Raw genomic sequence first — 14,179 nt, 5'->3', positions numbered from 1 at the left:
CTATGTCCGGCTTATACGCGCCTCGTGTGAAATATAAACTTAAAACGTCTGCTTTTTGCGATACATTTATGCTACAAGTTGGCGCGGTAGTTCAGTTTCGCTTTTGTTTTGCTGGATGAACGTGTAAACTACAGGGTATGGAGAAGAAGAGCAATGGAATGATTGCTTTTTAAAAATTCATTTCATAATCAGAGTTGAATTCAGGAAAACTAGTTTGGACTCACAGGATGTGTACTGCAGTTACGGGTGTGATTGGAGTAGAGAATCAGGTTCAGATGCAGAACTCGGGCACAAGGACGCCAATAGCAGGCTCGTATGCCGACTCAGACAATGACATAGACTCAATCAAGTTCAGACGGAGATGCCTATGCATTTTCCAAGGGGCTAGGGGTCTTCTATGAAATGAACTTATCTAAATGAATATACAGAGGTGTAACGATTGGCAAACTTTGAACAACTGGGCATTCGCCCGGAATGGTGCGAGGTGCTGAAACATCAGGGCATCGCCGTGCCAACTCCAGTACAGGAGCGTTCCATTCCCGTACTGCTGGGTGGACGTGATATCATCGCCGAGGCGCAGACGGGCACAGGGAAAACGCTGGCTTTTTTGCTGCCGATTATTCAGAAAATTAACGTATCCGACCGCTCTCCGCAGGCCCTGATTATTGCGCCTACGCGTGAGCTAGCATTGCAGATTACGGAAGAAGCGAAGAAACTGACCGCGAACGATGACAAGCTGCATGTGCTTGCGGTATATGGTGGACAGGATGTAGAAAAGCAGTTGCGCAAACTGCAAAACGGAACGCAGATCGTTGTAGGAACACCAGGGCGTCTTCTGGATCACCTGCGCCGTGGTACCTTGAAGCTCGATAATGTGAAAAAGCTGGTGCTGGACGAAGCAGATCAGATGTTACACATGGGCTTCCTGGACGATGTAGAAACGATTTTGAAAGAATTGCCGCATAGACGTCAAACGATGCTGTTCTCGGCAACGATGCCTAAGGGCATTCGTGTTCTGGCGAAAAACTACATGAAAGACCCGGAGGACGTAAAAGTTTCCTCCAAGTCCGTGATCCCGATTCATCAAATTCGCCAGCAGGTGCTGGAATGTACAGATCGCGGCAAATTTGATGCTCTTCGTGGCATGATTGATACGTATCGCCCGTATTTGGCGATTATTTTCTGCCGGACGAAGCGCCGTGCTTCGAAGCTGAACGAAGATCTGAGAGAAGCAGGATATGAGAGCGACGAGCTTCACGGGGACTTGTCCCAATCCAAGCGAGAGAATGTCATGAAAGCATTCCGTGATGCGAAGCTGCAAATCCTTGTGGCTACCGATGTCGCCGCACGCGGTTTGGATGTTGAAGGGGTTACCCACGTATTCAACTACGATATGCCGCATGATGCGGAAAGTTATATTCACCGTATCGGTCGTACAGGCCGTGCAGGTGGAACGGGTCTTGCCGTGACGTTTGCAACCCAGCATGACAGACCGGAGCTTGCTCGGATCGAGGAAGGTACGAATCAGAAGCTGAATCGCATCCAATGGACAAGCGAAGGACCAGTCGCTTCTACGGGAGCTTCTCGCCGCGTAATTAATAGCGAGGGCAATGATGAGCGTGGTGGTCGTACTGCCGGGACAGGCAGTGCCCGTCGCGGTGCAGGTCGTAACGACCGCCGAGATGGTGGACGTGGCGGTCGTGGTTCGCGCGGAGGCGAAGGTGGCCGTAGCGGTGGACGCAGTGGCGGCCGTAGCGGTGACGAGCGCAGCGCAGGCCGCGGATCGGCGCGTAGCAGCGACAGCAGTCGCGGTGCAACAAGCCAAGGCCGCAGCAGTAGTAGCCGCGGCACAAGCCAAGGCGGCCGCGGTGGAGCAGGCCGCGGCGAAGAGCGAAGCGGCGGCTGGGCTGGCCGCAGCGCCGACAAGCGCACCGCTGGGCGCGGTGGCGCTGGTTCAGGCCGCTCAGACTCCGCTGGACGCGGTCCGAGCAGGGGCGACCGCCGCGATTCTCGTCGCGGGCGGTAACGCACTGGCGCAAGCGGCGATGCAGCCGCATGTTGCGCTAGAAGCATCATAGCCATGCATCGCAGTAGCGGATGCCGCATGGCTCATATCAAGAGCGTTCGGGTACGCTATCGTACCGAACGCTCAAACCAAGGGTCGCGACGGAAGCACGTCGCGGCCCTTTTTTACAATCAGGATGCACATGCACTTATTCACACGATGTGAACCGCACTCCAGCCTTCACTCGTTATACAGTCACCACGCTATGATGGCTCCCCTGTGATCGTTAGAATTCGCACAATATGAACCAGAACGACAAAACACCTCATCCTAGACCTAAGGACGGGGTGTTTTTGGTTTAAAACTTATATGATTAAAAGATGGCACGATATCTTGCTTACTAGATCACAACAATGCAGGGAAGCTCGGTGTACCGTTCGTCTATAATTAGGGAGCTGATTTGCATTATTTTACTTACGGGTTAACTGGTTATTACACGCGGTTCGCCCACTTTTTATGAATCCGAATCTGAACGTAAGCCAGTCTCGATACGATATAGACCGGCTTGTTGCACAGACGGTCACCCATGGACATCAGCATACTGGTCGCGGTATTTCTCGTTATATACCCGGCCGACGGACTCCGCGAGTCCACCGCGTGCTTTGGTTGGATAACGCTCGATCGTGTGATAAAGCCGCATAAACCGGTCTTTGGGCATGAAACGTGCATAGCGGGTGATCAGACTGGGAAACAGTTCAATATATTTGCTCTTACGCACGGCAGCGGCCGCCACGGCGGTCAGAATCTGGATGCCATTATGCAACTGTAAAATGTGAACCTCATACGTGGCGATATAACGAATCGCGTCTTCACGGATCAGTTCCGGCTTCAGCCGGGCAATTTCGCCAATATACTCGGCGAGCAGCCGCTCGAAGTTCTGGAGCAGTAGCGGTTTAAGTTGCAAGTCCATATCGCTGCGTAACACGAAAGATTGCAGTAACGCGATCTGTTGCAGACGAATCCGGTCGTTATAGATCAGGGAGCCGATCTCGCGCAACATCTCGTAGGCGAGTGCCTCGTCCTCTTTTCGCGCTTCGGCAACAAGGGCCCAGTTCCGATTGATCCCTTGGCGAATGATCTCTTCGTCCAATCGTAGCAACTGTCTCATTTCGCGCCGTTGTTCAATCTGGAATGAACGCTGCTGCAAGAAGATCAGGCCGCCGAACAGTAACAGCGTCACCGTAGCAGCGATCATAGACTGGTCCAGCGTTTCACCGAAATAAGTAGCTGCGGCGCCGATCAAAAGAACAAAGAAAGCATCACGGACCATCCTGCGTTTTACTCGTGAACTTGCTTTTTCCTCTACGGTGACAAGGGTGCTACGTCCGCAGGAAGTGCACTGATCTTCCCAGAGGCAGGTATACTGCCCGCAGCGTTTGCAGATATGCAACTTTTGGTAGGCATATGTCGTTCGATAGAAAGGCCGGATGGATACTACTTTTTTCGTACTACTCATGCTCCATCACGCCCACCATTTAGAATATTGTACAGGGTACGATCCGTGTCTTCACGGGAGACGGTCTTTCGCCGATGAACCTGAAACGTGATCACCTTGATCATAACAAAAAGAAACACTATGGCGAGGCATACGTATGTAACCATAATTCCGTCCCTTTCTAAGGCTTGAAGATCAAGCGCTGTTATATTGCGGTTTGTTGGTAATAGCTATATCATATTTCCATAGTTGGAATTTGAATTCCAACAAAAGCGCTAAAATCGTCGATTTTTGTCAGACATTACAAAATTGTAACTCAGAATAGGGGTGCTTTTCAGATTTTATTAGAAGACTGTTAAGATTTCCTTAAGGCTTGACGCCTATAATAAACTATTCGCATTTTAATCTCAAACGTGAAGGAGTACAGCCCATGCTGCGGATACGCAAAAAACGCTGGCTTAGCGGAACTCTGGTTCTGCTGGCATTACTAACCCTGCTGCTGCCTTCGGCATTGCTCCCCCAAGCGGAAGCTGCCCAGGCACAAACGAGTGGAATCGACGCGGTGCTTGTAGCCGATGTCAGCAACTCGATGAATACAAGTGATCGCGACAAGATCAGTAACGAAGCGATGAAAATGTTTATAGATATGCTGCCCACCGTCGGCGATAAAGTAGGTATCGTGGCTTACACCGATCAGGTGGAGCGAGAAAAGGCAATGCTTGAGATTCAGTCTGACGCAGATAAAAGTAATCTGAAAGACTTTATCGACCAGCTTGGCAGAGGCCCATACACCGATATATCCGTAGGTGTTGCGGAGGCCATGAACATATTGAGCCATGGGGCCGACCCGTCGCACTCGCCCATGATTGTACTGCTTGCGGATGGCAATAACGATTTTAACAAAAGCAAAGGACGCACCCAGGCCGAGTCGGACGCGGATCTGGCAAAAGCCGTCAAGGATGCGCAAGCGAAAGGTATTCCAGTCTACACGATCGGACTGAATGCCGATGGCAAGCTGAACAAAAATGCACTTGCAGACCTTGCCAAACAAACAAAAGGCAAGTCGTTTATCACCGATACACCGGATGATCTGCCGCAGATTTTGAGTGAAATTTTCGCCGATCATGCCAAGCTGAATGTTGTGAAGCTACCTTCTGTAACCGGAAACGGCAGTTATCAGGAAGTTACCGTGAACGTGCCGAATGACAGCGTGCTCGAAGCCAATATTTCCATCATGTCTTCGAAGCCAGTACAGGTACAGTTAACCGATCCTTCTGGCAAGAACGTAAACCTGAATTCGAATGAGGCCAAGCTATCTACCTCCAAAAGTTATTCGCTGGTGAAGCTCTTGAAACCTCAGGAGGGCGACTGGAAACTTCGGGTAAAAGGGGCTCCCAAAGACAGCATCGATATCAACTTGCTGTTTAACTACGATCTTCAACTCGTTGCGGACCCAATTAAGACCAAGTCCTATACGAAAGGCGACAAGATCGATCTGTCAGCGAGGCTGGAAAATGGCGGTCAACCGCTACAAGATAAAGATCTGTATGCGGACATGAAGGCCACCTTGATCGTGAATGACAAGGACGCAGGCAAGAGTGAAGAGCAACCGCTCAAGAACACAGGCTCCGGTTTTGCCGGAACCTTTGAAGTGCCGGACAATCACAACTATGAACTGATCATCCGTGCAGAGGAAGACAGCTTTTACCGTGAAAGTGCACCGATTGTCATCAACGCAGGGGGCACAGGCGGAAGTCAGGCAAAACCTACAACGCCACCTGCTGCGAATGATAAGCCGTTCCCTTGGTTGCCCGTCATCCTGGGTGTGATTGCCCTGATCGTGGTGGCGGCCTGCGGTTGGTTCCTCATGGGCTGGCTGAAACGCAAAAACCGCGGCTTTGTCGGTCAGATCATCGTGGAGATTCGGGATGAGAACACTGGAGACAAATCCTATCCGCAATACAAAAAGCTGGCATCCTTCCGGGGCAAATTCCACCTGCATCAATTGCTGCAGCTTGACCCTGAACTGAAGGAAACCGAGAAATATATATTCACTCCTGGCAATGGAGACCGATTGATCATTCGCAATACCGCAGGAGGTACGCTGGAGAAATCCGGCCGTGCGGTGGATGCAAGCTCAGGCGTTGAACTGAAGAACGGTGATCGACTGAGCATCCCGCTGCAACAGGCGGATAAAACGATTTTGATTGAGTATTTGGTGTAACGTGTTAGAGCTCAGTGAATGAGAGCTTTAAAAGACAGATTTCAATTTACACGTTAACGGAGAGGACAGAAAAAAGCTGGAGAAGCGAAGCGTTCGCCTTTATCACCGGATATCAACCTTGAAAAACATATTCAAAGATATCCGGGGATAACAGCGATCGTAAGATTATTCTGTCATCGGAGTGGCAAGTGTAAATGATATTTCTAGTCTTTTTAATTGAAATACAGGGAGGATATTGAATGAAACCGATTGTGAGAGAACATATTCAACAACTGGATGTATCACTGGGCGGAGGTATCGTCAGTGAGAAAATCAGGGTCGATACGATTGACAACCCGATTCTGATTATCGGTCTGGGCGGAACGGGAATTGACGCGCTACTGCGTCTGAAATATCAGATCAATCGTCGTTTCAAGCTGCCGCAAGACCCGGTGTCCAAGAAAAAGATGGAGAAGCCGGACAACGTTGAATTTCTGGCGTTTGAAACGAATGAACAGGATCGCGCGAAGAAATACAGAGGCATCGGCCTTGATCCGATCAACGAATTTGTACTGCTTTCGAATGCCGAGATTGGCGGCCTTTTGCAGAACCGCAGCGTGCTGGAGCCGTATATTACAGAATGGCTGTCTCCTGAACTGAGCATCACGGACGGTATGAACGGAGCCGCAGGGGTGCGTCAGGCTGGACGTTTGCTGCTGTTTACGAAGATCAATCAAGTGGTACAGGCCATCGATAAAAAGATCAAAACATTATCCGTTGGTACGAACAAAAAACTAATGGTATTCCTGCTCACCGGTCTGTCCGGTGGTACAGGCAGCGGCTGCTTCCTCGATATTTCCTATATCGTGCGTGGCATCATTGAGCGGGATCACGGCTCTGCCGGGATTGACCGCGTCAACACGCTCGGTTACCTGTTCACGCCTGACGTGAACCTGTCTAATAAAAGTCTGAGCGAGCATACACGCGAATATATTCGCAAGAATGGATATGCAGCGCTTAAAGAGCTGGATTACTGGATGAACGTGGACAGCCGCGGTGAGCGGTTTACCCAGAAGTACGGCAACATTTTGGCCGTGAACTCACCGCTGCCGCCATTTAACCTGTGTCATCTGATCTCGGCGACGAATACGGAAGGTAAATTGCTGGAGAATGCCTACGACTACTGCATGAACGTTACGGCGGAGAACATCACCAACTTTATCTCCAGTGAAGAGAAGCAGTCGGGTGAGGAATTTGCGATCCATGACTATATCAGCAACATTCGCACCAACATCGCACAGATGAACAAAGTGTACCCGGCCAACTACGACTACAACATCATCGGTGCATCTTCGGCTGTACTGCCGATTGAAGAGATGACAACATATCTGGCCTACCGGATGTTCGACAAAATGAGCACCATGTTCTCCAAAGCACCGAATCAGGAAGATACCGAGAAGTTTGCACGTAAGCTGGGTATTGATCTCGAAAGTGTCGTCAAATCCTTCGAATCTCGCGTACCTGAACCACTACCGGGTTACCAGAACAGCGAACGTCTATCCTATGGCAACGTGGTGAAATCCCAGGTCGTCAACATGGATACGGAGCTGGAACAGAACTTCCTGGCACGTGCCCGTGAGGAATATATCAAGGCGAAGAAACAGCTTCCGGGCGAGATTGCGGGTCAGTTTACCGAGCAGATCCGGCGGATGTTTTTGCATCCTGAACAGGGGCCGTTCTATGTCTCTCGTTTGATTTATACCGAAAAAGGATTCTGTGTACTGAAAATGATTCAGTCGTACATCGAAACGCTACGGGAAAATGCATTCCGCATTCCACGTGATATTGAAGCGGCTCAGGAGCAATCCGAAGAGAAGCTGGGTGATGCGAAGAGTGCTTTTGTCTCCAAAGAGAAGAAAAAGAATGCTTATATCGAAGCGAAAATTCATGAATACTGGCTGCATGCCGATGTGGAACGCAACGACCAGATGATTGAGTTCTATGAAGACTTGTATGAGCTGCTGAATCAAGAGAACAGTCGCATTTATAACGTATTTTCCGAGACGCTGAATGCACTCAGCTCCATCTTTGCCAAGAACGGCGATCTGCTGACACGCGGCGAAGAGCAAACGGATCATAAAGGCAACAAAACCTATTATTGGAACGTGGTAAGTGTACCGGATATCGTGAGCGTGGTGGACGGGTTGCTGGACAAACGCGACACGGATGATCTGATCCGCGACTTCTCGCGTGAGCTGCTGGAGAATTCGAGCCAGTGGGTGAAGGAAAACGAGATTGATATCGTCAGCTCCATCTCTGATTTCCTGAGTGAGAAGTTTGGTGATCTCATTACTCGCTCCATGGAAGATTTCCTGGTGATCAAATATGGGAAAGACGAGTCCGTTGAGAAATTCGTGGAACGTTTTATTGCAGGTAAGCTGGATGACGAGGCCGTGCCGGTATTTAATCTGAGCAATAGCACAGGCAGTCTACATTTCCCTTCCTGGGGGTTTGTGTCCGTGCCAGCACAGGCTCCGGGTATCTTGAAAGGGATTCGTAACTACCAGAACAATGCCGTAGGCAAATCTCACTTTACTGTTAAAGAAAGCGAAGTGCGGAACCGTATTTTCTGGCTGAATACACGCAACGGGGTACCACTCTTTGTATATACACCGCTCAAAGTGTATGAAGAGAGCTACGAACGCACGATTTTGGACAAAGAGGGCATTGGACGCCATCTGGTGCAGACGGAGAAAAATAACTGGACGTACCTGCCATCTCCAATCCCGGAAAAATCTTGGGGAGATGTGTACGAGAATGCCCGCGTGAAGCAGTATAATGCACGGGTTCGCAATGAATTCGAGCAAGCGCTCGGTTATAACATTGTCACTGCCAAATCGCAGGATGAAAATACAAGTAACCGATATGCGATTGTCACGACGGAACCGTTTGACCTGTCTGCCAAGCTGGCTGCTTACGACATGCGTCTCACATCGAACGCACCGAATCTGGGTGAGGTGAAACGAGCTGTTATGGAGCTGAAACGCCTGCAATCCGAAGGACTGCCGCGGGTGGATGTGAAGGATATTTTCGGAAGTATTAATGAAGATATGGCGAAAGAAAACCTTGTACGCTCTCCACAGCTTATCGCGCGGGTACGTGAGGAACTGGCGAAGATGAATGCAATCACTGCGAAAGTGGCTGAACTGGAAGGCATTCTCGCACAGTATCAGGATGAAGAGCAGTGGTATGATCGCTTCATCGAAGCACTCTATACAGATACGATTGTTAAAAAGGGTGCACTATACGTCTATGACCGTGATCCGGAGGAAGACGCATGGGAACCGTTCGCTAACCTGATGAAAAGCCGTAATTTCGCTGAATACGAAGTGTTTGGCAACTTCCGCGGCCTGTCCGAGAAGGATCGCAGTACATTGCTACGCAAATCCTCCCGTCGCGACAACGACCTGACCGCTTCCGAGGATATTACACCGCTCCTGAGCAAGCTGGATGATCTGGCGGCACTGTTTATGGAGTCACGTGATCGTCTGGAGTATGAACGGGTAGAACTCGCGAACGGAGAAGACATCTACCAGTTCTACAGAACGATGTCGTCGAAGCTGAACGATATTCGCAGAAGGCTGAAATAAGGTGGCTGATGGTATGAATGTACCAATGAATATGCAGCAAAAAGAAAACGGGATGCAGCACGCCTTAAAGCGTGAGCTTTACAAGTACGCTTCCCGGTACGCCGTAGAACAGGAACGCCAAGGAAGCCAAGGGGATGGACGCAGCAGCATCCATTACCCGGCCTTGTTCCTTTTTGTTGGTGATCTGGTGAAACCTGCGGTGTCCGCTGTGCATGATATTAACCAGTTGAAGTGGGATAACGAAGACGGTGTAGTATACGTACACATTGGGACAGATGATACATCGAATGAAGCCGATGCTGCAAATGCATCGAGTCCTTCGAGTCCTTCAAATGCTTCAAACACATTGAATCCAGTGGATGCAGTGAATGCAACGAATTCGTCTCACAATCAGGAGAAAGCAAAATCAGGTTACGGGGCCGAGTCATCCTATGAAAACGCTCAGGTCACGTACCACCGTTTACCGATCTCCACCTCGCATTCACAGCGGAGTTCTTCCAAAACGCTGCGCAAGGATGTACACCGTAGCTTTCACGAGTCGGTAGCGGCGCTTTTTGGATTAAATCGAATGATGCGGCGGGTAAGCAACCGTATTGCTGAATATGGACGGCTGTATTCGTCCTTTGATCGAATTTACGTAACCGTCATTACCCGGGCCGATGATCCGCTGAATGTACTGTTGCCTGAGATAACGAAGCTGGCCGAGACCATTCTGGCACAGTCTTTCAAGTCGGTACAGACGGATCTTCATGTGCTGGTTAGTGAGATGGAGCAGGTCGATTCCTTCGGATATGCCAGCGCAGCGGGACTTGCTTTTCTGCGTGAGCTCGATTACATGCAATCGTTGGATTACATGTTCAGCGGCAAGTTGCTGGTGACGGAGGACGGGATATCCGTTCCCGTAACCCATCCTGCAGCACCCTTGTTTGATCTGGTCTATGTACTTTCGGACAAAAACGAACGTGGCACCGGTGTACCTGGCGGCTGGATTGAAAATGCCGGGATCATCTGCCGCATCTGCCTGCTGAAGAACCGAAAGCAGGAGGAAAGCTATGAAGACCGGGCTGCCATCGCCAGCACGGGCGCGAATACCTACAATAATACGTCGTTTAAAAATAATATCCGTACCACCTCGGATCAGCATGGGTATGCCAGTGCAGGTTTTGCCGAGATCAGGCGGCCGAACAAACCGATCGCACTGACCGTGCTGTACCATCTGTACCGTTATCTGCTCAGCCGGATGCAACAGGAGCCAGACTGGAGCATCAAGGACAAAATGACCTTTTTCGGACTGGATGCCTCCTCCGTGGAACGTAAGGTGGAGGGGCTGTTGCCAAGCGAAGACCTCGTTAGTGGCATGAGCGGCATCATGACGCATAATCGCAGCTTTGCTGAACTCAAGCCGCTCTCTTTAAGAGAGGCTGAGCGAGCGCTATATGGAGAAGGAGCGGAAGCCTACTTCCGTGAAAATGTTGTCCGTCCGGTGCAGGAACGTGTACGCGAGCGCGGTTCTTCGGGGGCGCTTCGCCGTCAGGCCGAGCAGTCTCATATGGAATATCCCGAAATAGGATACTTTCAGTGGGCTGCCTGGAGCGACGGTGAGCCAGGGAGTGTTCGTGAAGCCCTGCTCGCACTGATCCGCGACAAATCGATGCAACTCGAATCCGCACGGGCACTGATGGAACAGCGTCAGCAAGAGCGGGTGGAGGATCAACCGATCAAACGTGCGCTCTTCCGTGATAAGCAGAACGTGCGCAATCTAATCGATTGTTTACTGGAACGTGTATATGAACCCAAGGTAGAACTGCTACGGTTGGAAAATGAACTGCATTTGCTTCGTATCTACGATACGGAAATGGAAGAACTGCATCGCTACAGTCGTCAAGTTACAACCTCACTTGAAGCGCTGGAGCGTACATTGCGTGAAGTAGCGGAAGAGAGCATTGCCGCTGCTGACGAATACATTGGTCAGAACGTCATGGAGTATTACGGCAAAGTAACGGAAGAACTGATCGCCGATCTGGAGGCAAGACGGGGGCGGGAAGTATGGTTCGAAGATCGCTACATGGGAGATATGAATGAGCTTGCGATCAAAGGCAGTGACCGTTTGCTTGCACGCTTAATGGAAGTTTGCCGTGACTTGTTGCTTTCCGCGGAACCGCTACGCTTGTCGTTTGAAGAGGAACTACTGCAGCGAGCTAATGTGACGATTACGTACAGGGATCGGGATGTGTTGACCCGTGATGATCTATTCCGCAGGCTGTATCGCACATTAGAAGATCAGGCCGTTGTTCGGATACGGGTGTTCGACTATACGCAAGAGCACCGGTATGAAGAGAAGTACTTTTTTGGCGACCATCACAGTGCTTTTATGGACTACGCGGCACATGCAGAGGAAACCTCGCGCATTTATAAACTGGGTGTAGTCTATGAGGAACGTAGCAGCGGGGTAGAGAAGCTTAATCTGATGGGCGGGTTCCATCTGGAGGATCTTATGGTGTACCGTAATGGTAAGGTGTACTACGATTCTTATACGGAAAATGGTTATGAGCTTCATCCTGCGGAGCTAGCAGAGAAACTGTCTCCGCTTCGGTAGCGGAATGAAAGAACATATAGCACAATGCACGTTGGAAGGGGCATCCTGTTAAGGGAGTGTAGAGGTAAACCATCTTTAAGTTCAACTTGCTTAGATTAAGCAGAGGTGTCGTTCTATGTTTCGTGGGTACTAAGTCAGCCCGCTTCTGGCGGGCGTTGAGAAAGGATGCATGCAGACATGCAGCGAAAAATCAATCTTCTCCTGGTGCTGTTCAGCCTAATTGGCGGAGCAGTTGGTTTTGCGGCAGGAGAAATCATGCTGCATCAGTGGCTTGGGGAAATGCCGCGCCTGCTGCTGATGGGGTTATATTTCGGTGTGCTAGCACTTAGCGTGGGGCTGTTCTGCCTACTGGCAGAGATGATCTCACCAAGACTGAACGGTGCTTCGTGGAAGCTCAGGTATCTCAGCTTGTCCTGGAAGCTGTTTGTGCCTGCAACGCTAGCACTGCTACTGGTTGTAGGGATGGGATTGCAATTGCTGTACCAGATCAATCCGGGCGGAGCAAAACAGGTCAAAGACATCATATTGATGATCGATAATTCAGGCAGCATGAACGAGACTGACCCCAATAACGGGCGGTTTGAAGCAGCCAAGACGCTCATTAATCAGATGGAGAGCGACAAACAGGTGGCTGTCATTACGTTTGACGATCAGCCTCAACTGTTGCAGCCGTTCATTGCCGTAGATAGTGAAGCTGCCAAAAGCGAAGTGAATAGCAAAATCGACGGCATTGTCACCACATCCGGGGGGACGAATTTTGATGCGGTACTCCGGGAAGGCATGAAACTGATCGAAGGCAAACAAGATCCGAAACGGGGAACAGTCGTTATCCTGTTATCGGACGGATTCAGTGATGCTGATATCGCAGGCATTTTGCCGCAATATGTACAGGAACAAGTAGCTATCCATACTGTTGGTCTGAGCTTGGTAGACCCTTCGGGGACGGATTTGCTTAAGAGCATTGCTCAGCAAACCGGCGGGATGTACTATGATGTACCTGACGCAGGTGGGCTGAATGTCGCGTTTCAGCAGATTTACGATACGATTGATGAACGTACTCTCGTGACGGAGCGTACAGGTGCGATGGAACACAGTATGTATCTGGCCATTTTCCGTGTTGTGGCTTTGCTGCTGATCGGTGTGGCGCTTGGCGTATCCCTTGGACTTGTGTTTGATAACCGTCATCTTGCACTCAGCTTCGGTGTAGGTGGTGCAGTATCAGGTTTGCTAGCCGGACTGTTACTGGAGTGGGGGTTAAACGGTTCTAATGTGGGTGATGCTTTCGTTCGATTGGGAGCCATGCTGATCCTGTCAGGTATACTTACCCTTTTCTCCTGGATTGTTCCGATCAAAGAGAACACACCACGCAAGAGCAAAGGGCGCCGGGATGCTGGCCGTGGAACTTCTTCTGCGGAAGGATTCGGTAGGCGGCCAAGAGATACACGCAGCAAAGGATTCTAACATCGGGGAGGTCAACGGAATATGCGGTTTATGAATGCAGATGCAGATCCTTCGGCTCCCCGGATTCGAAAGTTGACGCTCGCAGTAGACGAAGGTCGTTGCACACTTCGCTGGCTCTGGCCGGAGCAACTTGAGGCGGTATACGTGGAACGATTGGAACTTAATCTTATGAATACGGATCGTGTGGGTGAAGAACACAGGAGTGTTACTGATTATGGAGACGATGCGGGCGGATCGACACAGGGCAAGCTGAAGCTGTATACGCGAGAGGAGTACAAGGCGAATAACGGGTATGTGGATCGAATTACCGGCTTTGGTGCGATCCAGTACACGGTGTACGCATGCCAGATGCATGAGGATGGGCCTGTACTGATCCGTCAGCAGGATGAAGATAATCAGGGCATTGCAAGTGCAGGCAAGGCGGATATCCGCTTTGCCATTCGCTATAAGAGCGGTTTTTTTCAGAAACGCAAGACGGTGTTGATCACGGTAACTGCTGAGGTACCTGTGCCTAAAGAAGCGCTTTGTTATGTTCGTAAACAAGGTGGCGTTCCGCTGAACAAGGACGATGGAACGGTGTATCCATTTGTGAGTGATTTTGTACCGGGGAAAAATGAAATGCCGCCCGTGGAAGTGGCCAAAGACGACTATATCAGGTTATTCTTCACGGACGGCCCCAAGTACGGAGCTGCCTATCGGCTGATATCAGATTAAACAGATTTGACGACTGAAGTTGAATTTTTATTTACACATATAACGGGGAGGGGAG

7 protein-coding genes are annotated in these 14,179 nt (G+C 50.2%); 6 read left to right on the top strand and 1 reads right to left on the bottom strand.

Features of this window, described 5'->3' with window-relative positions; all coding sequences use genetic code 11:
• The first annotated feature begins 439 nt into the window (after positions 1-439).
• Positions 440-2,026: a DEAD/DEAH box helicase gene (locus ACT89M_RS26145; protein WP_308722690.1), complete on the top strand. Its 1,587-nt coding sequence runs from the start codon at positions 440-442 to the stop codon at positions 2,024-2,026.
• A 559-nt stretch (positions 2,027-2,585) separates the two neighbouring features.
• Here the strand turns inward: ACT89M_RS26145 and ACT89M_RS26140 are convergent.
• Complete coding sequence (locus ACT89M_RS26140) at positions 2,586-3,521, bottom strand: hypothetical protein (RefSeq protein ID WP_154892006.1); 936 nt, start codon at positions 3,519-3,521, stop codon at positions 2,586-2,588.
• Between the two features lie 409 nt (positions 3,522-3,930).
• On the opposite strand from ACT89M_RS26140, the gene ACT89M_RS26135 reads away from it, so the two are divergent.
• The 5 genes from ACT89M_RS26135 to ACT89M_RS26115 all read left to right on the top strand — a co-directional run bounded on the left by ACT89M_RS26135 (position 3,931) and on the right by ACT89M_RS26115 (position 14,124).
• Positions 3,931-5,724 (top strand): vWA domain-containing protein, encoded by a 1,794-nt coding sequence (locus tag ACT89M_RS26135; RefSeq protein WP_253499560.1) that lies wholly within the window; start codon positions 3,931-3,933, stop codon positions 5,722-5,724.
• Between the two features lie 239 nt (positions 5,725-5,963).
• Positions 5,964-9,353: a tubulin-like doman-containing protein gene (locus ACT89M_RS26130; RefSeq protein WP_308722691.1), complete on the top strand. Its 3,390-nt coding sequence runs from the start codon at positions 5,964-5,966 to the stop codon at positions 9,351-9,353.
• A 13-nt stretch (positions 9,354-9,366) separates the two neighbouring features.
• A complete protein-coding gene (locus ACT89M_RS26125) occupies positions 9,367-11,949 on the top strand; it encodes a transcription initiation factor TFIID (RefSeq protein WP_308722692.1) in 2,583 nt (860 codons plus the stop codon).
• A 177-nt stretch (positions 11,950-12,126) separates the two neighbouring features.
• Positions 12,127-13,410, top strand: coding sequence for a vWA domain-containing protein (locus ACT89M_RS26120; RefSeq protein ID WP_308722693.1), 1,284 nt, complete (start codon positions 12,127-12,129; stop codon positions 13,408-13,410).
• Between the two features lie 21 nt (positions 13,411-13,431).
• A complete protein-coding gene (locus ACT89M_RS26115; protein ID WP_090924167.1) occupies positions 13,432-14,124 on the top strand; it encodes a beta-mannanase in 693 nt (230 codons plus the stop codon).
• Positions 14,125-14,179: the final 55 nt, after the last annotated feature.

The organism is Paenibacillus sp. NN59, assembly GCF_057597225.1.
Note: the sequence above shows the minus strand (reverse complement) of the source record. Positions and strands in the feature narration are given on the sequence as shown.